23 protein-coding genes are annotated in these 25,077 nt (G+C 36.0%); 9 read left to right on the forward strand and 14 right to left on the reverse strand.

Annotated elements, in window-relative coordinates:
- Nucleotides 1–20: 20 nt before the first annotated feature.
- From L1S35_RS11205 to L1S35_RS11215, 3 genes are read right to left on the reverse strand one after another with little or no spacing between them, the layout of a single operon-like run.
- Nucleotides 21–974 carry a transketolase family protein gene (locus L1S35_RS11205; protein WP_236400701.1) on the reverse strand — a complete coding sequence of 318 codons (954 nt, stop codon included), beginning with the start codon at nucleotides 972–974 and terminating at the stop codon, nucleotides 21–23.
- Between the two features lie 21 nt (nucleotides 975–995).
- Nucleotides 996–1,682, reverse strand: a complete 687-nt coding sequence (locus tag L1S35_RS11210) for a hypothetical protein (RefSeq protein ID WP_236400703.1) — start codon at nucleotides 1,680–1,682, stop codon at nucleotides 996–998.
- A gap of 2 nt (nucleotides 1,683–1,684) precedes the next feature.
- The gene (locus L1S35_RS11215) at nucleotides 1,685–2,530 is read right to left on the reverse strand and encodes a transketolase (protein ID WP_236400704.1); all 846 of its coding nucleotides are present in this window, start codon (nucleotides 2,528–2,530) and stop codon (nucleotides 1,685–1,687) included.
- Between the two features lie 190 nt (nucleotides 2,531–2,720).
- Between L1S35_RS11215 and L1S35_RS11220 the strand changes: the two genes are divergently transcribed.
- The 7 genes from L1S35_RS11220 (at nucleotide 2,721) to L1S35_RS11250 (ending at nucleotide 10,512) form a co-directional block, all read left to right on the forward strand.
- The gene (locus L1S35_RS11220) at nucleotides 2,721–3,116 is read left to right on the forward strand and encodes a response regulator (RefSeq protein WP_236400706.1); all 396 of its coding nucleotides are present in this window, start codon (nucleotides 2,721–2,723) and stop codon (nucleotides 3,114–3,116) included.
- 138 nt (nucleotides 3,117–3,254) lie between these two features.
- Nucleotides 3,255–4,385 (forward strand): tRNA guanosine(34) transglycosylase Tgt, encoded by a 1,131-nt coding sequence (tgt, locus tag L1S35_RS11225; RefSeq protein ID WP_236400708.1) that lies wholly within the window; start codon nucleotides 3,255–3,257, stop codon nucleotides 4,383–4,385.
- A 72-nt stretch (nucleotides 4,386–4,457) separates the two neighbouring features.
- Nucleotides 4,458–5,543: an LptF/LptG family permease gene (locus tag L1S35_RS11230; RefSeq protein WP_236400710.1), complete on the forward strand. Its 1,086-nt coding sequence runs from the start codon at nucleotides 4,458–4,460 to the stop codon at nucleotides 5,541–5,543.
- Nucleotides 5,530–6,411: a DMT family transporter gene (locus L1S35_RS11235; protein ID WP_236400712.1), complete on the forward strand. Its 882-nt coding sequence runs from the start codon at nucleotides 5,530–5,532 to the stop codon at nucleotides 6,409–6,411. The genes L1S35_RS11230 and L1S35_RS11235 overlap by 14 nt, the downstream gene beginning before the upstream one ends.
- Nucleotides 6,412–6,523: 112 nt before the next feature.
- Complete coding sequence (locus L1S35_RS11240) at nucleotides 6,524–7,477, forward strand: acetyl-CoA carboxylase carboxyltransferase subunit alpha (RefSeq protein WP_236400713.1); 954 nt, start codon at nucleotides 6,524–6,526, stop codon at nucleotides 7,475–7,477.
- 140 nt (nucleotides 7,478–7,617) lie between these two features.
- Nucleotides 7,618–9,165: a replicative DNA helicase gene (gene dnaB, locus L1S35_RS11245; protein WP_236400715.1), complete on the forward strand. Its 1,548-nt coding sequence runs from the start codon at nucleotides 7,618–7,620 to the stop codon at nucleotides 9,163–9,165.
- Nucleotides 9,166–9,252: 87 nt separating this feature from the next.
- Nucleotides 9,253–10,512: an asparagine synthetase B gene (locus L1S35_RS11250; RefSeq protein ID WP_236400717.1), complete on the forward strand. Its 1,260-nt coding sequence runs from the start codon at nucleotides 9,253–9,255 to the stop codon at nucleotides 10,510–10,512.
- Here L1S35_RS11250 and L1S35_RS11255 read toward each other — a convergent pair.
- The 7 genes from L1S35_RS11255 to L1S35_RS11285 all read right to left on the reverse strand — a co-directional run bounded on the left by L1S35_RS11255 (nucleotide 10,509) and on the right by L1S35_RS11285 (nucleotide 18,062).
- The gene (locus L1S35_RS11255; protein WP_236400720.1) at nucleotides 10,509–10,967 is read right to left on the reverse strand and encodes a DinB family protein; all 459 of its coding nucleotides are present in this window, start codon (nucleotides 10,965–10,967) and stop codon (nucleotides 10,509–10,511) included. The two genes, L1S35_RS11250 and L1S35_RS11255, sit on opposite strands and share 4 nt — an antisense overlap.
- A 117-nt stretch (nucleotides 10,968–11,084) precedes the next feature.
- Nucleotides 11,085–11,510, reverse strand: a complete 426-nt coding sequence (locus L1S35_RS11260) for a hypothetical protein (RefSeq protein WP_236400722.1) — start codon at nucleotides 11,508–11,510, stop codon at nucleotides 11,085–11,087.
- Nucleotides 11,511–11,686: 176 nt separating this feature from the next.
- Nucleotides 11,687–14,311: a cyanophycin synthetase gene (cphA, locus tag L1S35_RS11265; RefSeq protein WP_236400724.1), complete on the reverse strand. Its 2,625-nt coding sequence runs from the start codon at nucleotides 14,309–14,311 to the stop codon at nucleotides 11,687–11,689.
- 296 nt (nucleotides 14,312–14,607) lie between these two features.
- Complete coding sequence (locus tag L1S35_RS11270) at nucleotides 14,608–15,444, reverse strand: alpha/beta hydrolase (protein ID WP_236400726.1); 837 nt, start codon at nucleotides 15,442–15,444, stop codon at nucleotides 14,608–14,610.
- 33 nt (nucleotides 15,445–15,477) lie between these two features.
- Entirely contained in the window at nucleotides 15,478–16,257 is a 780-nt protein-coding gene (locus L1S35_RS11275) for a zinc ribbon domain-containing protein (RefSeq protein ID WP_236400728.1), read from the reverse strand.
- A gap of 3 nt (nucleotides 16,258–16,260) precedes the next feature.
- On the reverse strand, nucleotides 16,261–17,358 hold the full coding sequence (locus L1S35_RS11280; RefSeq protein WP_236400730.1) for a Nif3-like dinuclear metal center hexameric protein: 1,098 nt from the start codon (nucleotides 17,356–17,358) through the stop codon (nucleotides 16,261–16,263).
- Nucleotides 17,359–17,492: 134 nt separating this feature from the next.
- The gene (locus tag L1S35_RS11285; RefSeq protein ID WP_236400732.1) at nucleotides 17,493–18,062 is read right to left on the reverse strand and encodes a hypothetical protein; all 570 of its coding nucleotides are present in this window, start codon (nucleotides 18,060–18,062) and stop codon (nucleotides 17,493–17,495) included.
- A 59-nt stretch (nucleotides 18,063–18,121) separates the two neighbouring features.
- On the opposite strand from L1S35_RS11285, the gene lpxK reads away from it, so the two are divergent.
- Together lpxK and L1S35_RS11295 are read left to right on the forward strand one after the other, a co-directional pair.
- The gene (gene lpxK, locus L1S35_RS11290) at nucleotides 18,122–19,144 is read left to right on the forward strand and encodes a tetraacyldisaccharide 4'-kinase (RefSeq protein WP_236400734.1); all 1,023 of its coding nucleotides are present in this window, start codon (nucleotides 18,122–18,124) and stop codon (nucleotides 19,142–19,144) included.
- The gene (locus tag L1S35_RS11295; RefSeq protein ID WP_236400737.1) at nucleotides 19,116–19,931 is read left to right on the forward strand and encodes a purine-nucleoside phosphorylase; all 816 of its coding nucleotides are present in this window, start codon (nucleotides 19,116–19,118) and stop codon (nucleotides 19,929–19,931) included. The genes lpxK and L1S35_RS11295 overlap by 29 nt, the downstream gene beginning before the upstream one ends.
- Here L1S35_RS11295 and L1S35_RS11300 read toward each other — a convergent pair.
- The 4 genes from L1S35_RS11300 to L1S35_RS11315 all read right to left on the reverse strand — a co-directional run bounded on the left by L1S35_RS11300 (nucleotide 19,928) and on the right by L1S35_RS11315 (nucleotide 24,909).
- Nucleotides 19,928–22,042: an ATP-binding protein gene (locus L1S35_RS11300; protein ID WP_236400738.1), complete on the reverse strand. Its 2,115-nt coding sequence runs from the start codon at nucleotides 22,040–22,042 to the stop codon at nucleotides 19,928–19,930. The two genes, L1S35_RS11295 and L1S35_RS11300, sit on opposite strands and share 4 nt — an antisense overlap.
- A 95-nt stretch (nucleotides 22,043–22,137) precedes the next feature.
- Nucleotides 22,138–23,127, reverse strand: coding sequence for a type I glyceraldehyde-3-phosphate dehydrogenase (gene gap, locus L1S35_RS11305; RefSeq protein ID WP_236400741.1), 990 nt, complete (start codon nucleotides 23,125–23,127; stop codon nucleotides 22,138–22,140).
- Between the two features lie 3 nt (nucleotides 23,128–23,130).
- Nucleotides 23,131–24,000, reverse strand: coding sequence for a lipoyl synthase (gene lipA, locus L1S35_RS11310; RefSeq protein ID WP_236400743.1), 870 nt, complete (start codon nucleotides 23,998–24,000; stop codon nucleotides 23,131–23,133).
- 69 nt (nucleotides 24,001–24,069) lie between these two features.
- Nucleotides 24,070–24,909 carry a L,D-transpeptidase gene (locus tag L1S35_RS11315; protein ID WP_236400745.1) on the reverse strand — a complete coding sequence of 280 codons (840 nt, stop codon included), beginning with the start codon at nucleotides 24,907–24,909 and terminating at the stop codon, nucleotides 24,070–24,072.
- Nucleotides 24,910–25,077 lie beyond the last annotated feature (168 nt).

Below are 25,077 nucleotides of genomic sequence, written 5' to 3' on the forward strand. Positions count from 1 at the left end.
TTTTTATATGTGTCAGAGAATTATTTTCTTTTAATTACTCTTTCTACAGCTTCCACAATTGCTTGATTGTTTAACTTGTATTTTTCCATCAATTGTTCAGGTGTGCCGCTTTCGCCAAAGCTATCGTTTACCGCCACAAATTCTTGTGGTTTTGGATTATTCAAAGCTAAAACTCTAGCCACGCTTTCACCTAAACCACCAAGGAAATTATGCTCTTCAGCTGTAACTACACAACCTGTTTTTGCTACCGATTTCAAAATCGCAGTATCATCCAAAGGTTTAATAGTATGGATATTGATAACTTCTGCCGAAATTCCTTTAGCTTCCAATGCTTCAGCTGCAAGTAATGCTTCCCAAACCAAATGTCCAGTGGCAATAATCGTTACATCTGTTCCTTCGTTAAGCATAATCGCTTTTCCGATTACAAAAGGTTCATCAGCTGGAGTAAAGTTAGGCACAACCGGACGGCCAAAGCGCAAATAAGCCGGACCGTGATGATCTGCTAAGGCAAGGGTTGCTGCTTTGGTCTGATTGTAATCGCAAGTATTGATTACGGTCATTCCGGGTAACATTTTCATCAAGCCAATATCTTCCAAAATTTGGTGCGTTGCTCCATCTTCTCCTAAAGTTAATCCGGCATGCGAAGCACAAATTTTTACATTCTTATCTGAATAGGCAACCGATTGACGAATTTGGTCATAAACTCTTCCGGTAGAAAAATTTGCAAATGTTCCTGTAAATGGAATTTTGCCACCAATAGTTAAACCGGCTGCAATTCCAATCATGTTTGCTTCTGCAATTCCAACCTGGAAAAAACGCTCCGGATGGTTTTTCTTGAATTCGTCAAATTTTAACGAACCAATTAAGTCGGCACAAAGTGCTACAACATTTTCATTTTTTTGTCCCAATTCGGTCATTCCTGCACCAAAACCTGAACGGGTATCTTTACTTCCTGTATTTGTATATTTTTTCATTATTGTTAATTCAAAATTATGTTAGCGAAATATTATTTGGGGGAAAACTGCATCAGTTTTAAAGCTAAAATTAAAATCTATTGACTCTTGTTTTATTTCTTCTGTTTTTATGGCTAGTTTACCATCTTCCAAATGATATACCTTTTCAAGGTTAAACGTATTTAAATCAAGATTATATTTAGCATTCAAATAGTTTTTAATCGAATTCTTTTTGGTGTCATAAACGTTATTTCTTTTCCCGAAAAAATAGTAATGGTCCCAGATTATTTTTTTTTTCTTTTTATTTTTAAAACGCTTTAGGTGAACTATAGTTTCGTTGTTAATCGTATCCTTTTCAAATTTAAAGTCTTCTACAAAGTTTTTATATACTTTACCTCTTCTGCGGGGTCGAAAATTAGTGTAAAGCATATTATTGGTTAATTTGTTTAAATCTTCAAGCTGTTGATAGTCAAAATCTATATCAAATCGTACTAACCATTTCTTTTTGTCATCAATTAGTGAGGCTTCTTTTTTTATTTTTCCAATTCTGACAGTCAAACTATAAGTAGAGTCCTTTGAATTTCTTAAGAAGATAAATTCATCATCAAAATTATTTTTGTAATCACTTATTTGCTGAACAGTCATACTGTCAAAATAATAACTGAATTTATCTTGAGAAGAACTAATGTTAGATATTAAAAAAAAAATAAAGAGATACGATAACTTCATTTTTAATAATCTCCTAAAGTCTCAGCATTTTGTGCTAATCCAACAGCTAATTGCTCATTGTTTGGAGCTTTTCCGTGCCATGCATGTGTGTGCATCATAAAATCAACACCATTGCCCATTACGGTATGTAACAATACACAAACCGGTTTTCCTTTTCCGGTTCTGCTTTTTGCTTCGGTCATTCCTTTGATGATAGCATCAATGTTGTTTCCTTCTTTGATTTCTAAAACATCCCAATCAAAGGCTTCGAACTTGGTTTTCAAATTTCCTAAATTCAAAACATCATCAGTTGAACCGTCAATTTGTTGTCCATTTAAGTCGATGGTTGCAATCAAATTATCAATTTTTTTTGCTGAAGCATACATAATAGCTTCCCAGTTTTGACCTTCCTGTAATTCACCATCACCATGAAGTGAATAAATTAAATGCTTGTCACCGTTTAGCTTTTTAGCTTGTGCAGCACCAATAGCAACCGACATCCCTTGTCCCAAAGAACCCGAAGCCATACGAACTCCAGGCAATCCATCATGTGTAGTTGGATGACCTTGCAAACGCGAATTAAGTTTTCTAAACGTTGCTAATTCTGCTACAGGGAAATAACCACTACGAGCTAAAACGCTGTAGAATACCGGCGAAATATGGCCATTAGACAAGAAAAATAAATCCTCGCCAATGCCATCCATATTGAAGCCGGGCTTTCTTTCTAAAAGCTGTTGGTACAATGCAGTAAAAAATTCAGTACAGCCTAGAGAACCTCCCGGATGACCTGAATTTACGGCATGAACCATGCGAAGAATGTCTCTTCTAACTTGTGTTGAAAAATCTTGAAGTTGTTGTGTATTAGACATTTTTTGTAGTTAAAATTTAATGTCGACAAAAGTAATTCTAATTTTTACCAATGGCAAAAGTTTTATAAATTAGTTATTAAACGGTTATCAATAATATAAAATTTGGATTAAAATTATATAAGAATAGGCTAATATCTTATAATTTATTTTGGCGAAAAGACAAGTAACTTGTTGCCATAAAATCTATGATATGAAAAAGGTAAAAACTATTTATTATTTAGACGATGATTACGATGATTTAGGCATCTTTAGAGAAATTGCTGAAGAATTGGGGCATAATGTAAAAGTGTTTTCCGATGGACGAAAAATGCTGTTGACTTTGGAAATTCAGGCTGAAAAGCCCGATTTTATTTTTCTGGATATTCACATGCCAGTGCTTAACGGAGAGGAAATTTTGGAGATAATAAAAAAATCGGAAGATTTGAAAGACATTCCAATTGTTATGGTTTCAGGAGCTTATCCAAAAAAATTACTTCAATATTGTTCCGATTTAGGTGTTTCATGTCTTATCAAAAGACACAATTTTCAGGAATTCAAACAGAATATAGCCGAAGTGTTAAAAGAATTTGAACTTACAAATAAGTAATTTTCAAATCAGCATTTTATACATAACACTGAATGCTTTCAGTCAAATCTTTATGTTAAATAAATCCTTTTTTTTGTGACCCTGGGCGCAGACGAAGAGCTAATTCTTTTATCTTTGCCCACTGAATAAAAGAAGAAAATGAAATTTGACTTACTAGCGAATGACCCTAATTCAAAAGCACGTGCCGGAAGTATTACCACTGATCACGGTGTAATTGAAACCCCAATATTTATGCCTGTTGGTACTGTAGCCTCTGTAAAAGGGGTTCATCAGCGTGAACTAAAAGAAGAAATCAATCCCGATATTATTCTTGGAAATACCTATCATTTATACCTGCGTCCACAAACAGCCATTTTAGAACAAGCTGGTGGCCTACATAAATTCATGAATTGGGATAGAAATATCCTAACAGATTCCGGCGGCTATCAAGTGTATTCGCTTTCGGCTAACCGAAAAATTAAAGAAGAAGGCGTAAAATTCAAATCACATATCGACGGCTCTTACCATGTTTTTACTCCGGAGAATGTAATGGAAATCCAGCGTACCATTGGTGCCGATATCATCATGGCGTTCGATGAGTGTACACCTTATCCATGTGATTACCGCTACGCACAAAAATCGATGAAGATGACACATCGTTGGTTGGATAGATGCATCAGTCATCTTGAAAAAGTGCCAACAAAATATGGTTATGACCAAACTTTTTTTCCAATAGTTCAAGGAAGTACCTATAAAGATTTACGTCAGCAATCTGCCGAATATATTGCCAACGCAGGACAACAGGGAAATGCTATCGGTGGACTTTCAGTAGGTGAACCAGCCGAAGAAATGTACGCTATGACCGAAGTTGTTTGTGAAATTCTTCCGAAAGACAAACCACGTTATTTGATGGGCGTTGGAACACCGATAAACATTCTAGAAAATATAGCACTTGGAATCGATATGTTCGATTGCGTAATGCCTACACGAAATGCACGAAACGGAATGTTATTTACAGCCAACGGAACAATCAACATCAAAAATAAAAAATGGGAAGCCGATTTTTCGCCGCTTGATGAAATGGGACATACGTTTGTAGATACCGAATACACCAAAGCCTATCTGCGTCACTTGTTTGCTGCCAACGAATATTTAGGAAAACAAATTGCTACAATTCACAATTTAGGTTTCTATATGTGGTTGGTTCGTGAAGCAAGAAAACATATCTTAGCAGGAGATTTCAGAACTTGGAAAGACATGATGGTAAAAAATATGAGCCAGCGATTATAGTTGATTTGGTTATTTGTGGATTCGGTTATTTGAGCCGGATAACCAAATAACCGGATAACCAAATAAACAACAATGTTAAAAATAATTGACAAATACATTCTCAAACGTTACTTAGGAACATTCATTGTAATGTTGTTGATGTTTATTCCAATTGGAATAGTAATCGATGTTTCGGAAAAAGTCAATAAAATGATTGAGAATCACGTTGCTTTCTCAGCTGTTGCCAAATATTATCTTGACTTTACCATCTATTTTGCTAATCTTTTATTTCCGATATTTTTATTTCTTTCGGTGATTTGGTTTACTTCAAAACTTGCTAATAACACCGAGATTATTGCCATTTTGAGTTCGGGTATTTCTTTTTCAAGATTTCTTAGACCTTATATTATTGGAGCAACAATTGTATCACTTTTTGCTTTGGTTATGACAATTTATTTAGTACCCAATGCAAGTGCAGGTTTTAAAAGTTTTAGATATACTTATCTTTCTCATGGTGGAGCAGATAATATGCGTGATGATACTAACGTGTTTCGTCAAACCAGCAAAGACGAATATATTTTTGTGAGTAACTTTAATGAAGTTTCTAAAATGGCTTTTAATTTTTCGATGGAAAAATTTGAAGGAGACAAGTTAAAATACAAATTGGTGGCCAGCAGAATAAAATGGAACCAAAAGCAGAAGAATTATACTTTATATAATTACACCAAAAGAAAAGTAGGTCAGTTTGGCGATATTATAGAGTCAGGTGAAGTCAAAGACACTGTTTTTAAATTTGATTTAGAAGATTTAACCCCCGTAGTTTACATTGCCGAAACCTTACCGTTAAACGAACTCAACAAATTTATCGATAAAGAAAAAGCGCGTGGTTCTTCTAATATTAATGTATATTTGGTTGTACTTTATAAAAAATACAGTATTCCTGTATCTGCTTTTATTCTAACAATCATTGCAGTTGCAGTTTCATCTATGAAACGTCGTGGCGGAATGGGAACCAACCTGGCTATAGGAATTATTCTGGCCTTTGCTTTTGTCTTTCTGGATAAGGTTTTTGGTGTCTTAGCCGAAAAATCAACAGCACCACCATTACTAGCGGTTTGGACGCCAAACATCGTTTTTGGAATTCTTGCCATTTATCTTTTGCGAAATGCTAAGCGATAACCTCAAAAGTTATTTGCATCTCCATTTGATTGTCTTTATTTGGGGATTTACCGCCATTTTAGGTGCGTTGATTTCACTAGATGCTTTGCCATTAGTTTGGTTCCGAATGCTTTTAGCTGTAGGATTTATTTGGATTTATATCTATTTCAAGAAACTGCCACTAAGGGTTTCAACAAAAGTCTTGCTGCAGTTTATTTTTTCAGGATTTATTATCGCATTGCATTGGTTTACTTTTTTTCATGCAATCAAGATTTCTAATATTTCAGTAACTCTTGCCTGCCTTGCTACCGGAGCTTTTTTTACTTCGTTATTGGAGCCAATTCTATATGGTAAAAAGATTGTCTGGTATGAAGTGTTCTTCGGATTGCTTGTTGTTTTTGGGCTTTACATTATTTTCAATGTAGAAGGGAGCTATTTCTGGGGAATGTTGACTGCTTTGACATCTGCCTTTCTATCGGCTTTGTTTGCCGTTATTAATAGTAAATTGGTTAAATCCCACGATGCTACCGTAATCTCTTTTTACGAGCTCAGCGGCGGCGTTGTTTTCTTCACTTTTCTATTATTGTTTACCCATAGTTTTACACCGACTTTCTTTTCACTTTCGACTAAAGATTTGGTGTACTTACTGATTTTAAGTTCGGTCTGTACAGCTTATGCGTTTATAGCCTCTACTTCGATAATGAAATTTTTGAGTCCATATACAGTAATGCTTACCATTAATTTGGAACCTATTTATGGAATCGTTTTGGCGGTTTTAATATTCAAAGAAAAAGAAAAAATGAGCTTTGAGTTTTATATCGGAGCCATAATTATTCTGCTTACTGTCTTACTAAACTCAGTCATAAAAAGTTATAAAAAAAGAAACTAAATCGGCATTCCAATACGATTAATTTTGTTTACAATAATCTGTAAAAAGTACTTTTTATCACAATTTAAAATTTTATATTTGCTATTCGATTAAATCAAAACGGACAAACCCTATGGAATATTTAGATTTTGAACTTCCTATAAAAGAACTAGAAGACCAACTCGATAAATGCCAGATTATTGGTGCCGAATCAAACGTAGATGTTACCGCAACCTGCAAGCAGATTGAAAAGAAATTAGAGGAAACCAAAAGACAAATCTATAAAAACCTAACCGCTTGGCAACGTGTACAATTATCACGTCATCCCAACAGACCTTACACTTTAGAGCATATTACCAACTTAACTAAAGGAACATTTTTAGAACTTTTTGGCGACAGAAATTTCAAAGATGATAAAGCCATGATTGGTGGTTTAGGTCGAATTGACGGACAGTCGTTTATGCTTATCGGTCAACAAAAAGGAATCAATACCAAAATGCGTCAGTTACGTAATTTTGGTATGGCAAGTCCTGAAGGCTATAGAAAAGCTTTGCGTTTGATGAAAATGGCTGAGAAATTCAACATTCCTGTAGTAACTTTAATCGATACTCCGGGAGCTTATCCGGGATTAGAAGCTGAAGAACGCGGACAAGGTGAAGCAATTGCCAGAAACATTTTAGAAATGGTTCGTTTGAAAGTACCAATTATCTGTGTAATCATTGGTGAGGGTGCTTCAGGTGGAGCATTAGGAATTGGCGTTGGAGACCGTGTTTTAATGATGGAAAATACTTGGTATTCTGTTATTTCTCCTGAGTCTTGTTCATCAATCTTATGGAAAAGCTGGGAATATAAAGAACAAGCCGCCGAAGCTTTGAAACTGACTTCAACCGATATGAAAAAAATGAAATTGGTTGATGATGTAATTCCGGAACCACTTGGCGGAGCACATTATGATAAAGAAACAGCTTTCAAAACTGTTGAACAATATATCATGAAAGCGTTTAACGAATTAAAAGATTTATCAACAGATGAGTTAGTAGCTCAAAGGATGGATAAATACAGCAAGATGGGCGAATACAAGGAGTAAATTCTTATAAATTATATTAAAATCCGAAGCCCTACAGTTTCGGATTTTTTTTTGGTTGTTAACAAAAAAAAGAAACTTATAAACAGTGCTGTTGAATAACTCAATACGAATAAATTCATCAAAATAGTTACTTTCGCTTAATGGAAAATCTCAGAAATATAAGCCCTTTAAAAGTAGATAAAACTACTATAATAAATTTAGAAAAAGGTAAGCTGCCACCACAAGTACTCGACCTAGAGGAAGCTGTGCTTGGCGCAATGATGATTGATAAAAAAGGGGTTGATGAAGTAATTGATATTCTGCAACCTGATGCTTTTTACAAGGAAGCACACAAGCATATTTTTGAAGCTATTTTTCAGTTATTCACAGATTCTCAGCCTATTGACTTATTAACAGTATCAGCTCAGCTAAAAAAGAACGGCAAATTAGATTTGGCCGGTGGTGATTTTTTCCTGATTCAGCTTACACAAAAGATATCTTCTTCGGCTCACATTGAGTTTCATTCGAGAATCATTTTACAGAAATACATTCAACGAAGCTTAATAAAAATCTCTTCCGAAATCATCGAAGAATCCTATGATGAAACTACAGACGTTTTTGATTTATTAGACAAAGCCGAATCAAAACTCTACGAAGTAACACAGGGAAATATCAAACGAAGTTCTGAAACAGCACAGAGTTTGGTAATTCAAGCTAAAAAGCGTATCGAGGAAATTGCAAACAAAGAAGGGCTAAGCGGAATTGCAACCGGATTTGAGAAATTAGATAAAATAACTTCGGGTTGGCAACCATCTGATTTGATTATTATTGCCGCTCGTCCGGGTATGGGAAAAACCGCATTCGTACTTTCAATGGCAAGAAATATTGCTATCGATTTTGGTCAGCCAGTAGCACTATTTTCATTAGAGATGTCATCGGTACAATTAATTACCCGTTTGATTTCTTCAGAAACAGGCTTATCTTCAGAGAAATTAAGAACCGGAAAATTAGAAAAACACGAATGGGAGCAACTTTCCACGAAAGTGAAAGATTTAGAAAAAGCACCATTGTATATCGATGATTCGCCATCGCTTTCCATCTTTGATTTAAGAGCAAAAGCACGTCGTTTATCATCGCAACACGGTATCAAATTAATCATTGTCGATTACCTTCAATTGATGACTGCCGGCGGAAGCAACGGAAAAGGAGGAGGAAACCGTGAGCAGGAAATCTCAACCATTTCCAGAAATTTAAAAGCTTTAGCCAAAGAATTAGAAGTTCCTGTAATTGCCTTATCACAGTTATCGCGTGCTGTTGAAACGCGTGGTTCAAGCAAAAGACCATTGCTTTCTGACTTGCGTGAATCGGGTGCGATTGAACAGGATGCTGATATCGTTTCATTTATTTATCGTCCGGAATATTACAAAATTGATGAATGGGATGACGAAGAGCAAACGCCAACTGCTGGTCAGGCCGAATTTATCATCGCAAAACATCGTAATGGTTCTTTGGAAAACATCCGATTGAAATTCATAGGAAACCTAGGTAAGTTTGATAACCTCGAAGAATACGGAAGTGCTTTTGATGATTTACCTTCGAAAATGAATCACGATGATAATCCGTTTATGACTAAAAATCTGCCGTCACCAAACGAAGCTTTTGGAAGCAATCTCAATTCCAATGATGACGACAGTGATGTTCCATTCTAAAAAAGTAATCCCGACTAATACTCGGGATTTTTTTATGATTTACTTCACAGTAAATCTATTATCTTTGGTTCTGTTATTTCACTAAAGATGTTTAAAAAGTCACTCTATATTTTCGTAATACTGATTTCCTTTTCCGCTAAGGCAAATTTTATTTTGCTGCCAATGGATGATACTACACAGAAAAATCATCTCAAAGCCTACGGAATAACTTATTGGGCATTAGACAAACAATACAAAGCCAGTTGGTTGTTAAACTATCGCGGCGGTTCGTTTTTGTTACCGGATGCTCCCGAAATCAAAAAAGAATGTCAAATCAGAGGTGTGAGTTTTGAGGTTTTATCAGATGCAGAAGCAACTTCAATATTAGCTGATATTTCAAGTCCGTCACAAAATATGGAAACGGTGGTTTTGGAAAAAGCTCCAAAAATCGCAGTTTATTCGCCTCCGGGAAAACAGCCTTGGGATGATGCAGTAACTATGGTTTTGACTTATGCTGAAATTCCGTTTAAAGTCGTTTACGATGAAGAAGTATTGAGCGATCAATTGTTATTATACGATTGGCTGCATTTGCACCACGAGGATTTTACGGGCCAATATGGTAAGTTTTACGGAGCTTATCGCAATGCACCATGGTATATTGAACAAAAAAAAGATGCTGAAGCTTTGGCAACCAAATTAGGTTTTGCTAAAGTATCTCAGGATAAATTGGCTGTAGCCAAAAAGATTCGCGATTTTGTCATTGGTGGTGGATTCATGTTTGCCATGTGTTCGGCAACGGATAGTTTTGATATTGCCTTGGCTGCTGATGGAGTAGATATTTGCGAACCAATGTTTGACGGTGATGACAGCGAATCCAATTACCAATCGAAAATTGATTATAACAAAACCTTCGCCTTCAAAAATTTTATCTTGGATAGAAAGCCCGATCATTATGAGTTTTCGGATATTGATATGACCGAAAAACGTCGAATTCCTTTTGAAAAAGATTATTTCACCTTGATGGAATTCTCAGCAAAATGGGATGTTATTCCGAGTATGCTGTGCCAAAACCACACGCAACTGGTAAAAGGTTTTATGGGACAAACCACGGCTTTTGACAACGAATTGATAAAGTCGAGCGTGTTGACTTTAGGAAAAAATGAATTGAATGATGAAGCGCGTTATATTCACGGACAAAAAGGGAAAGGGTTTTTTACCTTTTATGGAGGTCATGATCCCGAAGATTACCAACATCGAGTAGGAGATGAGCCAACAGTTTTAGATTTGCATCCAAACTCTCCGGGTTTTAGATTGATTTTGAACAACGTGTTATTTCCTGCGGCGAGAAAGAAACCGCAGAAAACCTAATTTTTTAGAATATCCTCAACTATCTTCAAATGATGTTTCGTATGCAATTTTAAAAACCAAATTGCAGGCTTTACATTCAAATCGCCAAAAAACGGATGTGTAAAGTAACTGTTTGCAGGAAGTGTCGGAATGTCGGCAATGTTCTTTCTGGCAAGTTCAAGTTTGGTTTTTAATTCTTCAATTGTTGCCACATCAACAGGTTTCACTGATTTTGGCACTCTGACTTTTCCTCTCGGAATTTTATTCGTGATTTGAATATAGATTCGTATCCATTTGATTTTCCATTTATAGGACGCAGGATCGGAATCTTTAAGTTGGTCAACAACATTATTAATCACCAATAAACTATGGTCAATTTGCCAGCCAATAGTAGATTGAGAAACGACAGGATTTGTTTTTTCAAAATCCGGAATATGGGATTCAAGCCGGTCAATAAGTTTTTGTAGTTGGGTCATAGTTTATAGTGTTTCGGTAAACTAAAGTATGAAAAAAGTTTTGGTCCATTTCGTTTATCGATTTAAAATATTCAATAAATAGAAAACCCTTTCATAGTACTGAAAGGGTTTTGTTTTTTAATCACGGTATTTTTTATTCTTTTTATGTTTTTTCCAATGCTTGTGATTATGTCGATAATCATCGTTATCGTAATAGTGCCTTTCATTGCAGTATCGTCTGTATTCTACGACATGAACATCGTTATAACGATATGGATCATATCCCATATAGTTTAACTGAATTTGTGCAGTTCTTCCAAGATTGACACCTACATAAATATTTGGTAATGTTGCGCTTACCGACCAACGACCATCATTAAGATATATGTATGAACCACGATTCATATCATAATACATATTGTATTGCGGAAAATAGACGTGTCGTGTTTTGGCGCGGTATCCATGAGCCGGAGCCCATGGTGGCGGACCTTGAGCTGAAGTTACTTCGGGAATTATCAGAAATATAAAAACAGCAATGGACGTTATTTTTACTATAGTTTTCATGATTGTAAAATTTAAGTTTATACTCAGTTTACATGTTTATGAAACCAATTTTCAAGAAATATGCCAAAGCGCTTTATAAATGGTAATCCTGTAAGTTTTACAAGAAATTATGTAAAAAAAACACCCGAACCGTTTTAACGAATCAGGTGTTTAAATTATTTTTAATGAATCATTTTTCAAATATTTCCGTCTTCACTTTCCTTATCCAAATATTCCTGGACAATTTCGATAGCATTGGTCACAACATCACTTAATGCTGTAATGAAGCTTCCTTCTTCGGCGTTATCAATGGCATGTTTAATGGCTTCTACTTCTTTTTTAATTATTTCAGTAGTAACTATTTTACCTGATTCGGCAATACCTTCCATAATGAGTGCGATGATTTCTTCTTCTGTCCTACCACGCAAATGTTTTTCTTGTCGAATAATGATGTGATCAAACATACGCGCAGCAATATTGGCACATTCTTTAATATCTTCATCCCGACGATCGCCAACACCAGCAATAATTCCAATCTTTTTGGTTGCTTCAACAGTTTGTAAAAAGTCTTCAATTCCTTTATATCCAGCAGGATTGTGAGCAAAATCAATTAAAACCTTGAATTTTTTAAATTCGAAAATATTCATTCTTCCAGGTGTTTGTGCTGCACTTGGAATAAATGTTTGTAATGATAAACTAATGTCGTCTGTTTTAAATCCTTGTAAATAACTTGCTAAAGTTGCTGCCAATACATTAGCAATCATAAATTTGGCTTTTCCACCCATAGTTAATGGAACGTGAGTTGCTCTTTCGACTCTGATTTTCCATTCTCCTTTTTTGATGGTAATAAATCCGTTTTCATAAACGGCTACAATTTTACCTTCTTTAGAAAACTGTTTTACTGTTGGATTATTTTCATCCATACTAAAGTAAGCGATATTGCAACTTAATTCGTTGGCAATCTTCAAGCATTGCTCGTCTTCAGCATTTAAAATTGCCCAACCATCTTTCTTAACGCTTTTTACGACTGTACTTTTTACACGAGCCAAATCATCTAAAGTGTGAATGTCACTCAATCCTAAATGATCTTCCTGAATGTTGGTAATAATTGCAATATCACAACGGCTAAAGCCAAGTCCGGAACGTAGAATTCCGCCACGAGCCGTTTCAAGAACAGCAAATTCAACAGTTGGATCTTTTAAAATATATTCAGCAGAAAGAGGTCCTGTAGTATCACCTTTTTCCATCATGTGGTTTTGAACATAAATTCCATCCGATGTGGTGAAACCAACTTTGTACCCATTGTTTTTTACAATATGAGCCAGAAGTCTAGTTGTAGTTGTCTTTCCGTTTGTTCCTGTAACCGCTATAATTGGAATACGACTTGGTTTTCCCGGAGGATAAAGCATGTCTATAACCGGAGCAGCAACGTTTCTAGGCAAACCTTCTGATGGCGCCAAGTGCATACGGAAACCCGGTGCTGCATTCACTTCTAAAATACAACCGCCGTTTTCTTTTAAAGGTTGGGTTAGGTTTTCTGCCATGATATCAACACCGCAAATATCTAATCCGATGACACGTGAAATTCTTTCGCAAAGGAAAATATTTTCAGGGTGCATCATATCAGTCACATCAATAGAAGTTCCGCCGGTACTCAAATTCGCGGTTGATTTTAGATAAACTACTTCATCTTTTTTCGGAACGGTTTCTAAAGTATAATTTAATTTTTCTAACAAATCGGTTGTATCTCTATCGACATCAATTTGAGTTAAGACATTTTCGTGTCCGTAACCGCGACGCGGATCTTTATTGGTTTCGTCGATTAATTGCTGGATGGTTTGCTTTCCGTCACCTTTAACATGAGCTGGTTCGCGTTTGGCAGCAGCTACTAATTTATTATCAATGATTAAAACTCTAAAATCATAACCTGTTATGAATTTTTCAACGATAACGCGATGGCTGTATTTTTTAGCGTAAGCCAAACCGTCGACAGCATCTTCTCTTGTTTTTACATTGATAGAAGCACCTTTTCCGTGATTTCCATCGAGTGGTTTTATAACGATTGGATACCCAATTTTTTTGATAACATCGTCTAAATCTTCTTCATCTACACAAATGCCACCACTGGCAACCGGAATTGATGCAGCTTCTAACATTTTTTTAGTTTGTTCTTTGTTGCATGCAATATCAACAGCGATGCTGCTTGTTTTACAAGTAATCGTAGCTTGAAATCTCATTTGATTGATACCATAACCTAATTGTACCAATGAATTTGTTCCTAATCGAATCCACGGAATATCTCTTGAAACTGCTTCTTCAACGATACTTCCCGTTGATGGACCAAGACGAACGCGCTCTCTGATTTCACGCATTTTCTGAATATCGGCTTCAAGGTCATAAGGTGTTCCTGCGATTAGAGCTTCGGCAATGGCAACGGCACTCTCGGCAGCAAACATTCCGACATTTTCTTCGGTATAACTAAAAACTACATTATATACTCCGGGTGTTTTGGTTTCGCGGGTTCTTCCGAAACCGGTTTCCATTCCGGCAAGGGTTTGGATTTCTAAAGCAATATGTTCAATTACATGTCCCATCCAGGTTCCGCGCTCAATGCGGGAAAAGAATCCACCGCGAACTCCTTCGGAGCAGCGATGCTCTATCATTGTTGGAAACATAGCTTCTATTCTTTCACGAAAACCTTCAATTTTATTGGTTGGAAATTGTTCCATTTCTTCCAAATCAAGACGCATTTGGATTAATTTTTTACGCTGAACACTCCAAATATTAGGACCACGAAGTGCCTGAATCTTATCTATTTTCATGATTAGGAATAATTAGTAAAAGTAATTAGTAATGATTTTGTTAAAAATAGGAAATTTTTATTGTTGGAATGTAATTTTTTTGGAGAAATGGCAAAAAAGTATAGTTCCCTTTTACGTTGTGTTGATTTTCAGATTTTTATGTTTGAAAGAGATAAGGGAAAAGGGATAAGGGGAAAGGTGAAAAACGCCTCTTTAGCCCCGATAGGAGCTGGCTACCCTGCCTGCCGGCAGGCAGGCATGTAGCGCGGATAGCGGGACGACTGTTGTAAGAATGCAGAGAAGTTGTGCTCCTATTACTAAATAAAATCGATTATTTTTTGATATAAATCGGCGTCGTGCATGCTGTGTCCCAAACCGCTTGTTTCGACATAGATGGCGTCTTTCCAGGCGTTTGCATATTTGCGGCCTTCGTCGATAAGCACGACTTTATCTTCGGTATCATGAGCGATGAAAGCTTTTTGGGTAAAGTTTTCGGCAAACTTATGTCCGGCAAAATCATCGAGAGGAATGTTGAATTTTTGAAAATAATAATCCTCTAATTTGGCTTTTATTTTATCGTTTAAACTCAGAAGCTTAACAAAATTATCGCTCAAAATTTTAAAATCGGAAGGAGCACCAAGCAGTATTACTTTTTCGATTGTGGGATTTTTGTATTTGTTCAGATAAAAAGAAATCGCTGCGCCACCAACGGAATGTCCAATGACTATTTTGGGTTGGTATTTTTGAGTAAGCACATTGATATATTCAGCATATTTTGGTGCGTTGAATTCGGTGCCATCACTTAATCCGTGTGCCGGCCCATCAATCGCGATAATGGTTTTACCTAATGGTTTTAGGTGATTCAATAGTTTTTTCCAGCGCGAAGCATTGCTTTCCCATCCATGAACCAAGAGAATTATCTCTTCGTTGCCGTGCCAAATATAAGTTTGGAATTTTTCGGTTTGGTATTCGAAGGTTTCGAAGGTTACGTTTTGCAACGTTTTGGGCAATTTTTCCTTTTTGATTCTGCCTTTTCGGGGTTGACTGAAAAGTTGGTAGGCTTTGGCTTTAGCTGCTTCCAAATTGATATAGCTCAACGTATTGAGGTATAGTCCAATGGATTTTGTGAGGATGAAATATTGAATTTTTTTCATAAAAAAAATCCCGAATAAATCGGGATTAATATATTATAAGTGAGCAAATAGTTTTTGCATTTTTTCTCTTTCTTCTTCTGCTAAAGAAGCATCGACTAAGATTCTTCCTGAATGCTCATCAGTGATGATTTTCTTTCTCGCAGCGATTTCCACTTGAGTTTGTGGTGGAATGGTAAAGAATGAACCGGCAGAAGCGCCACGCTCAATAGATACAACTGCTAAACCGTTACGAACGCTTGAACGGATTCTTTTGTAAGCGGCCAATAATCTTTCTTCGATTAATGCTTCATACTCGGCAGATTTTTCGATTAAGAAGGCTTCCTCTTTTTGAGTTTCGGCCATGATATCGTTCAATTCTGCTTTTTTATGTTTTAGATGCGTAGTTTTTTGATCTAATTTTTCTTTAGAATTTGCGATTACTTCTTTTTTGTGTTCGATAGAAGCTTTTAATTCTTTGATTTGTTTTTCGGCCAATTGAATTTCTAATTCCTGGAATTCTACTTCTTTGGTTAAGGAGTTGAATTCTCTGTTATTACGAACTTCTTTTTGTTGAGCGGTATATTTTTTTATAGCTGCCTGATGATCGTCGATAGCATTTTTTTTGTTTTTGATTTGCTCTTCGATAGTAACCAAATCAGATTTTAATTTATCTAAACGCGTGCTTAAACCAGTAACTTCATCTTCTAAATCTTCCACTTCTAAAGGCAGTTCACCTCTTACATTTCTGATTTCATCAATTCTTGAATCTATGATTTGCAGGTCATAAATAGCTCTTAATTTGTCTTCAACATTTAGTTCTTTTGTAGTCGCCATATTTTATAAGTACTTAACTGGATTTGTATTTTCTTCCGAAAAAATGATTGCAAAATTAAGGATTTTTTTCTTAAGAAAATCAACAATATAATTTTTTGTAAATCTTTCACTTTCGAAGTGTCCGATGTCAGCTAAAACCAATTGATTTTCAGCTTCGTAGAAGTTGTGATACTTCAAATCGGCAGTCAGGAAAATATCAGCTCCGGCTTGTTTGGCGTTACTAATAGCAAAGCTTCCCGAACCGCCAAGCACAGCAACCTTCTGAATTGGTTTTCCGAGTAAAACACTGTGACGAATTCCGCCGCACTGCATTTTGTCTTTTACTAAGTTTAAAAATTCGGTTTCGCTCATTGGTTTTTGGAGTTCGCCAATCATTCCCAAACCAATGTTTTGATGCTTGTTTTGTAAGTCGTAAATCTCGTAAGCGACTTCTTCGTAAACATGATTTGTGAAAAGTGCTTTTAGGATTTTGGATTGCAGGTGTTTTTCGAAAGTGATTTCGATTTTGATTTCTTCGTTTTCTACAAATTCGAAGCGTTGGCCAATTTCGGGATTGCTGTCTTCGTTGCCCATATACGTTCCAATTCCTTTTGAATTGAAACTACAGTCTTCATAGTTGCCAATCTTTCCCGCACCGGCTTCAAACAAGGCGTTGCGAAGTTCTTCAACATTTTCGGGTATGGTGTAAGTAACAAGTTTTTGAATGAAGTTTTGTTTCGGAACCAAAATTTTGGTATTAATCAAACCTAAGGCATCAGAGAAAATTTTGTTGACACCGTTTTTATGATTGTCTAAAGCCGTGTGAACCGCATAAATGGCAATATCATTTTTGATGGCTTTCAGCACCGAACGCTCCACATAATTCTTCCCGGTAATTTTCTTCAACCCTGAAAATATAATAGGATGGAAGCAAACCACCAAGTTGCATTTTTTTGCTATGGCTTCATCAATCACACTTTCTAACGCATCGTGACAAACTAATATTCCGGTGACTTCATTTTCCTGATTTCCGACAAGTAAGCCAACATTGTCAAAATCTTCAGCATAAGCCAAAGGCGCCATTTCTTCAAGGACTGAGAGTATTTCTTTTATTTTACTCATGCTTTAATATTGTCTTTTAAGGAATTCGTGAATCTTCGATTTCATTTATGCTGAATTTATTTACTGCGTCAGTTCGCTTTGCTCGTGTCAGTATCTATTATTTCTGCCAACTGCAACTGCCGACTGAATACTAATCAAGTCGCCCATTTGTTTAGGTAATCTTTAATCGTCCAAATGCCATTTACTTTTTCGAGTAATAAATAGCTGCCGTTGTTGTGTTCAATACTTCGGTAGAATGCGACTTTTACTAAAGCATTATTTCCGCCACCAAAATATATCGGTTTACTGATAATCATCAAGCGCTGGTTGTTTTCACCGTGTTGGGCATAGGCGGATTGGAATTCTTCCAAAGATAAGCAGTTATTTACTTTACTTTTCAGGTACTGATTTTGATTGTCAAACAAAATATTGTAAGCAGCAGACCAATCTTCGTCAATACCGATGATGATTTGTTTTTTGATTTCGGCAGCATTCTTTTTTAGGAAATCGCTTTTTGAAATTACTTCGAGAACTTCTTCGTTATTTGGTGCTTTTTTGCAATAAAAACTCAGCAATTGTAGCCTGCCTTTCGCAATTACTTTTTCTTCTTTATAATATTTGGAAAAAATTATTTTCAGAATAGCGGCATTGTCGGTTTCCTGCGCTAAAGCTACAGGAGAAATCAACAGAAATGCCAAGAGTATTTTTAAGTAATAATGTTTCATTTGTTTACTGCAACTGGAATAATTTTCATTCAAATATAAAAAATCGTTACTTTCGTAGTATGATTTTGCTGCGAAAATTACTCTTTCCTTTTGCCATATTGTATGGTTTTATAACTTCTTTAAGAAATTATCTTTACGATAAAGGTATACTAAAATCTTATTCTTTCGATATTCCGGTAATTGTTGTTGGAAATCTAAGTGTTGGTGGCACCGGAAAAACACCTCAAATTGAGTATTTAATTCGGTTGCTTTCGCCAAATTATAAAGTAGCGACTTTGAGTCGGGGTTACAAACGAAAGTCAGAAGGTTTTGTTTTGGCTGATGCTAATTCGAATGCCGAAATTCTGGGCGATGAACCGTTTCAGTATTTTAAAAAATTTCCAAACATTCAGGTTGCAGTTGATGCTGACAGACGAAACGGAATCGAGCAATTAGTAAATCAAAAAGAAAAGCCAGAAGTTATTTTATTGGATGATGCGTTTCAGCATCGCAAAGTGAAAGCAGGATTTTATATTCTTTTGACCGCTTATGGCGATTTGTTTAGCGATGACTTTATACTGCCAACAGGAAACCTTCGCGAAAGCAGAAACGGAGCCAAAAGAGCCAACATAATTATAGTAACCAAATGTCCGCCGAACATTACTGAATCGGAGCAGGAAAGTATCAAAAAGAAACTTGGAGTTGACTTACCAATCTATTTCAGCAGCATTGATTATGATGATAAAGTGTATAACGACGATGCCATGAGTTTAGCTGTTAATGAAATAAAATCAACACAAAAAATTTTACTTGCCGGAATTGCCAAACCAAAACCGTTTTTCGATTTTTTACAAGCTGATACTGATGAAATTATGGTATTTCCGGATCATCATCATTTTAGCGAAAGCGAAATTTTAACGTTAAAAAACAAGGCCAAGACCAAAATCATCATCACAACTGAAAAAGATTTTGTACGTTTGGAAGCTAAAATTTTTAAAACGCAATTATATTATTTACCAATCAAAAGTAAATTTGTGAGTAATCAGGAAACTTTTGACCAAATCATTTTAAACTATGTGGGAACTTGTACAGGAAACCGTTGATTATATTAAGAATAAAACCAATTTCACACCTGAGTATGGTGTTATTTTAGGTTCCGGATTAGGAAGCTTTACTGATGATATCAACATCGAGTTTACATTACCTTATAATGAAATTCCGAATTTTCCGGTATCGACTGTTCAAGGACATAAAGGCGCTTTGGTTTTTGGAACTATTGGCGATAAAAAAGTTATGGCAATGCAGGGGCGTTTTCATTTTTATGAAGGCTATGACATGAAGCAGGTAACTTTTCCTGTGCGTGTGATGAAGTATCTTGGTGTTACCAAACTGGTAGTTTCTAATGCTTCAGGTGGCGTAAATTCGGCTTATGAGGTAGGTTCGGTTGTTGTTATCAAAGACCATATCAATTTTTTTCCAGAGCATCCTTTACGAGGAAAAAATGACGACCGTTTTGGACCACGTTTTTTGAATATGAATGAAGCTTACAACAAGTCGATGATTGCTAAGGCAAAATCAATAGCAACAGAAAATAATATTACCGTTCATGATGGTGTTTATCTTGGTTTGCAAGGCCCAACATTTGAAACGTTTGCCGAATATAAAATGGTAAAAATTCTTGGTGCCGATTGTGTTGGAATGTCGACAGTTCCTGAAGTAATTGTTGCCCGTCACATGGGAATCGAATGTTTTGGATTATCAGTAATTACTGATATGGGTGATGTTGAAACAGCCATGGAAGAAGTAAGCCATGATGAAGTTTTAAAAGCGGCTGCCAAAGCAGAACCACATGTTAGAAAATTAATTAAAGAATTAATTTTACAGTTCTAACTCAAATTCGCCGCAATAATTTTATAGAAATTTTCGGGTTCAAAAGGTTTGGTGATTACATCGGTCATGCCAAATGACATTAGCATTTCTCTGTTTTCATTCAGCGAAATTGCTGTTAAAGCGATGATTGGTTTTTTGGTATCAAACTCCCGAATTTTCTGTGTGGCAATGGTGCCGTTTATGCCGGGTAAATGAACATCCATCAACACTAAATCAAAATCATTTTCTTTGCTGAGCATTTCAACCGCTTCTTCGCCACTATCTATTATTTGGCATACAATCCCTTTTTTCTCGAGCATTTTTTTGGTTACCATCTGGTTGATTTTGTTGTCTTCTACCACCAAAATTCTTTTACCAATAAGTAGGTCATCTGAATATATTCTTCCTTTTTCAACTTCTATTTCCTGAGTTCCGTGTTGCAGATTTAACTCGAAATCAAAAGTAGTTCCAACGCCAACTTCGCTGGTTAAGTTAATGTCTCCGCCTAATAAATCAACCAGTTTTTTTACAATGGTTAAGCCCAAACCGGTTCCTCCATATTTCCGGTTGATTTCGATAGAACCTTGAGAAAAACTTTCAAAAATCGTGTCTTGTTTGTCTATGGGAATGCCAATTCCTGTATCGCTTATAGCAAAATTTATTCTGGAGTAATCTTCACCGGTTTCAATTACTTTAGCAACTACTTTTACTTCGCCATTTTTGGTAAACTTCAGCGCGTTGTTAATTAAGTTGATAAATATTTGAGACAACTTTGTTGGGTCGCTAAGCAAAAATTCGGGAACGTTCGAATCTATTTCAAGCAGGAATTTATTATTGTTTTTGGTTGCAATTTCAAGCATCGAGTTTTGAATGTCGAGCAGTAATTGTTTTATACTAAAATTGATGTATTCGATTTCGATATTGTTCGATTCGATTCGGTTAATCTCCAAAATTTCATTGATGAATGTCAGCAGATAATTTCCCGAAAACTTCAAGGAATTTAAGTAATGTATTTGATTTTGTTTTGGATTATCTTCAATCAATAAATGGGTTATTCCGTTGATGGCATTAAGAGGCGTTCGAAGCTCGTGACTTACAGTTGATAAAAATTCAGCTCTGGCTTTCGAGGCTTTTTCAGCATTGTCTTTTGCAATTTGCAGTTCGAAATTTTTCTCTTTTAAAATATTGTTGGATTGTGTTCGTATGATATTATTTTTATACAAAGACAAGCTCAAAAGTGATAAAATCGTAATCAGTGCAATGGCCAAAATGCTTATAAGCTTGGCGAATTTGTTGGTTTTTTGCTGTGTTTCATTTTCTTTAGTCATTTGAGCAATGGCTTTCATTCGCTCACTTTCCTTGAAATTTACATAATCATTGGTGTTTAATTTTTTATTGTATAGATGCGAAAGGCTGTCTTTTAATTCCAAATGCGCTTTGAGATAAGCATATGAATTTTTTAAATCAAGCAGCTTTTCATACGACTTACTCAAATCCAATAAAATTTTTGCTTTTTGGTCTAAGTTTTTTTCTTTTGTGCTTAGTGCTAAAGCTCTGTTGAGATAGTTTACACTTAAATTGCTGTGATTTAATTTTTGTTCGATTGTCCCAAGTTGGTACAGAGCTTCGGCTTTGGTTTTGAAAATATCTTTTGAGTCATCTTTGGCAATAATTTCAGTAAATAGTTTGGCAGCCAATTCTGTTTTTCCGTTATTCTTATATAAAATCCCTTTCTGCAGATTCATAAAAGGTGAAGCGTCAATTTTTAGTGCTTTGTATATGGATTCTGCTTTATCAAAGCTATCTTCGGCTTTGTCAAACTCTTCCAAACCCATATAACAAAGTCCAATGTTGTAATAGCAAAAGGCGTAATCAGTTGAAGGTATAAGCTGGTTGTATAAATCGGCGCTATTGGTAAAAGATTCTAAAGCGTCACTCCATTTTTTTAATTCAGAGTAGGTTGATCCTAGCGAGAATAAGGCATCAGCCTTTCCTTTGGTGTTATTGTTAAGTTTAGCATAATTAAAAGCTTTCTGGGAAAAAGCAAGCGAAGATTTGTAGTTGTTCGTTTTTTTATTGAAGTTAGCCAACTGTATATAATAGGCGGTGCTGTCAACTTTTTTTATTGACATTTTTTGCCCAAAACAGACAATAGGAATAAACAGGAAAATCCAAATCCATTTCATTTTGTGTGGCTAAATAAATTATATTGTTAAAAATAGGGAAATTATTTTTTCAATAAAAGTATTAAATCAATTATTCGGGAAGAATAGCCAATTTCGTTATCATACCAGCCAACGACTTTGACCATTTTACCGATAACCGAAGTTAGTTGCGCATCAAAAAGGCAGGAGTTTTTATTGCCAATAATATCTACCGAAACGATAGGGTCTTCGGTATAATCAAGAATTCCTTTTAGTGAAGTTTGTGAAGCATTTTTAAAGGCAGCATTGATTTCGGCAATAGTAACTTCTTTTTTTACATAACAAGTAATATCAGTCAAAGAACCGTCTGGAACAGGAACACGAATTCCGCTTCCGCCAATTTTTCCTTCCATTTCCGGGAAAATTTTGGTTAGTGCTTTGGCTGCACCGGTTGTTGTCGGAACAATAGACTGACTTGCACCACGAGCACGACGCAAATCTTTGTGTGGTTGATCGTGTAAACTTTGGTCGGTAGTGTAGGAATGTACAGTTGTTATGTATGCTTGTTCGATGCCACAAAGTTCGTCAATGATTTTAATCATTGGAGCGGCATTATTAGTTGTGCAACTCGCATTGGAAACTATGTTTTCGGTTCCATCTAATATGTTTTCGTTTACACCAAGAACAACGGTTTTAATTTCAGGAACTTCGGAAGGAGCAGAGAGAATTACTTTTTTGGCTCCGGCCAGAATGTGTTTGTTGATGTCTTCAAACTTATTGTATTTCCCGGTGCTTTCGATGACAAAGTCGATTTTGTCCCAATTGAGATTGCTGATTTCTCTTTCATGAAAAAACGAAAAATGTTTTCCGTCAACAATTATCGATTTGTCATCAAAAGAAACGTCATAAGGCAAAACACCGTGAATACTGTCGTATTTTATTAAATGTGCCATCGTTTTGTTGTCAGCAATATCATTGATGGCAACTACTTCAATTGAAGGATGATTGAGCAACAACCGGAAAAGATTTCTCCCAATGCGTCCAAAACCGTTGATGGCAATTTTTGTTTTCAAGTTTTAAAGGATATGTTTTTCTGCGTGATAAGACGAACGCACTAACGGGCCACTTTCAACATGACGGAATCCCATTTCTTTACCCAGTTTTTCGTATTTCTCGAATTGTTCCGGAGTAATGAATTCTTTTACAGGCAAATGTTTTTTACTTGGTTGTAAGTATTGACCAATGGTAACGATATCAACATTTTGGTCACGCAAATCGCGCATGGTTTGTATCACTTCTTCTTCGGTTTCGCCAAGACCAAGCATGATGCCCGATTTAGTTCTGCGAATTCCTTGGTCTTTCAGGTATTTTAGAACAGCTAAACTTCTGTCATATTTCGCCTGAATACGAACTTCACGCGTTAAACGACGAACGGTTTCCACATTGTGCGATACCACTTCGGGATTGGCTTCTACAATTCGGTCAATAATTCTTTCTACACCTTGAAAATCGGGAATTAAGGTTTCCAATGTTGTTTCAGGATTCATTCGGCGAATCGCCTGAACGGTTTCTAACCAAATAATAGAACCCATATCTTTTAAATCGTCACGGTCGACGCTTGTAATTACGGCGTGTTTTATTTTCATGATTTTGATAGAACGCGCTACTTTTTCGGGTTCATCCCAATCTACCGTTTCGGGACGACCGGTTTTTACGCCACAAAAACCACACGAACGTGTGCAGATGTTTCCTAAAATCATAAAGGTAGCGGTGCCTTCTCCCCAACATTCACCCATATTTGGGCAACTGCCCGAAGCACAAATAGTGTTGAGTTTGTATTTGTCAACCAGACCACGAAGTTCCGAGTATTTTTGACCGATAGGTAGTTTTACCTTTAGCCATTTAGGCTTACCCACAGGTAAATTAGTATCAATAACTGATTCCATTCTTCATTTTTTAGCGATACAAAGATACAAATGTAAATGTTAGAATGGCGTTAAGAAAGTTTGGATTTTTTATTGTTTGGAATTGGCTCTTTTTTCCTGTTCAGCTAGTATTTTGGACAGAAGGGGCTGTACTTCTTTTTCAATCAAAGCTTCTGATAAGTCTAATGCTTTTGGATTATCCACTAATTGATACCAAGGTTTTGTTCCGTCAAAATCATAGCTACCGAAAATGACAACAGGAGTGCCTTTAAGCTTAATGGTTTCATCGTTTATCAATACCCATTCATCTGCCCAATCATAAAGATATTTGGCATCTCTTTCCTGAAGTCGAAGGCAGGAATGCGACGCAGGATAACCCGGCAGTTCATACTGATGCCATCCGACACCTAGTTTGTTGGCGACATTAAAGTTCCATTTTAAATCCCATTCGTCGTTAAACGTGCTGGTAGTTTTTTCGGCTTTCCAATTGGTAAAAAACAATCCGGTTGGTGTTTTATCTGATTTTCGTCCCATATTGGTTGGACCAGTCCGAATCAAATCGCCATATTCATAAGTTGCAAATGTTTGTGTGGCATACGAAAAGAATATTATTTTGCTAACATCGCTTAGTGAGGCGACTTCTAGTGGGAATGGCAAATAATAAGCTAAATCGCCGGTCAAATCTGTTGGAACTATGATGGAATCCATTTTCACTATATTGGCTCTGTCGGTTCTGTTTGCAGCAAGAACTATCCAGATTTTGGAACTGTCTTTTGTAGTAGTCAACCAACTTTTGGTTTTTTCAAAATGATAGCTAATGGCTTTCGGTTTCACCCGAGTTGGGATGACTTTTTTACGCATCACAGGTTTTTCGTTTTTACACGAAGTCAGAACCATAAAAATACTAAGGATTAGGATATACTTTTTCATGGTATAAAATTCCTTATTCTCAGGGCGAAAAGTGTTACATAATTTTTGCTATTTGTTATGACTTTTGAGTAAGTAAATAAAAATATCCATCGTTTTCACTCTAAGCGGAACAATAGCCTTTGTTCATTCTTTCCAAAATAAGCAAAAAGCAACTGCCGCAAACAACAA

This window comes from Flavobacterium anseongense, from assembly GCF_021608185.1.
GTDB lineage: Bacteria > Bacteroidota > Bacteroidia > Flavobacteriales > Flavobacteriaceae > Flavobacterium > Flavobacterium anseongense.

Excerpts from the sequence above, each read along its gene's own strand:
- L1S35_RS11205 (WP_236400701.1), bottom strand. The coding sequence starts at position 974 with ATGAAAAAATATACAAATACAGGAAGTAAAGATACCCGTTCAGGTTTT.
- L1S35_RS11210 (WP_236400703.1), bottom strand. The coding sequence starts at position 1,682 with ATGAAGTTATCGTATCTCTTTATTTTTTTTTTAATATCTAACATTAGT.
- L1S35_RS11215 (WP_236400704.1), bottom strand. The coding sequence starts at position 2,530 with ATGTCTAATACACAACAACTTCAAGATTTTTCAACACAAGTTAGAAGA.
- L1S35_RS11220 (WP_236400706.1), top strand. The coding sequence starts at position 2,721 with ATGAAAAAGGTAAAAACTATTTATTATTTAGACGATGATTACGATGAT.
- tgt (WP_236400708.1), top strand. The coding sequence starts at position 3,255 with ATGAAATTTGACTTACTAGCGAATGACCCTAATTCAAAAGCACGTGCC.
- L1S35_RS11230 (WP_236400710.1), top strand. The coding sequence starts at position 4,458 with ATGTTAAAAATAATTGACAAATACATTCTCAAACGTTACTTAGGAACA.
- L1S35_RS11235 (WP_236400712.1), top strand. The coding sequence starts at position 5,530 with ATGCTAAGCGATAACCTCAAAAGTTATTTGCATCTCCATTTGATTGTC.
- L1S35_RS11240 (WP_236400713.1), top strand. The coding sequence starts at position 6,524 with ATGGAATATTTAGATTTTGAACTTCCTATAAAAGAACTAGAAGACCAA.
- dnaB (WP_236400715.1), top strand. The coding sequence starts at position 7,618 with ATGGAAAATCTCAGAAATATAAGCCCTTTAAAAGTAGATAAAACTACT.
- L1S35_RS11250 (WP_236400717.1), top strand. The coding sequence starts at position 9,253 with ATGTTTAAAAAGTCACTCTATATTTTCGTAATACTGATTTCCTTTTCC.
- L1S35_RS11255 (WP_236400720.1), bottom strand. The coding sequence starts at position 10,967 with ATGACCCAACTACAAAAACTTATTGACCGGCTTGAATCCCATATTCCG.
- L1S35_RS11260 (WP_236400722.1), bottom strand. The coding sequence starts at position 11,510 with ATGAAAACTATAGTAAAAATAACGTCCATTGCTGTTTTTATATTTCTG.
- cphA (WP_236400724.1), bottom strand. The coding sequence starts at position 14,311 with ATGAAAATAGATAAGATTCAGGCACTTCGTGGTCCTAATATTTGGAGT.
- L1S35_RS11270 (WP_236400726.1), bottom strand. The coding sequence starts at position 15,444 with ATGAAAAAAATTCAATATTTCATCCTCACAAAATCCATTGGACTATAC.
- L1S35_RS11275 (WP_236400728.1), bottom strand. The coding sequence starts at position 16,257 with ATGGCGACTACAAAAGAACTAAATGTTGAAGACAAATTAAGAGCTATT.
- L1S35_RS11280 (WP_236400730.1), bottom strand. The coding sequence starts at position 17,358 with ATGAGTAAAATAAAAGAAATACTCTCAGTCCTTGAAGAAATGGCGCCT.
- L1S35_RS11285 (WP_236400732.1), bottom strand. The coding sequence starts at position 18,062 with ATGAAACATTATTACTTAAAAATACTCTTGGCATTTCTGTTGATTTCT.
- lpxK (WP_236400734.1), top strand. The coding sequence starts at position 18,122 with ATGATTTTGCTGCGAAAATTACTCTTTCCTTTTGCCATATTGTATGGT.
- L1S35_RS11295 (WP_236400737.1), top strand. The coding sequence starts at position 19,116 with ATGTGGGAACTTGTACAGGAAACCGTTGATTATATTAAGAATAAAACC.
- L1S35_RS11300 (WP_236400738.1), bottom strand. The coding sequence starts at position 22,042 with ATGTCAATAAAAAAAGTTGACAGCACCGCCTATTATATACAGTTGGCT.
- lipA (WP_236400743.1), bottom strand. The coding sequence starts at position 24,000 with ATGGAATCAGTTATTGATACTAATTTACCTGTGGGTAAGCCTAAATGG.
- L1S35_RS11315 (WP_236400745.1), bottom strand. The coding sequence starts at position 24,909 with ATGAAAAAGTATATCCTAATCCTTAGTATTTTTATGGTTCTGACTTCG.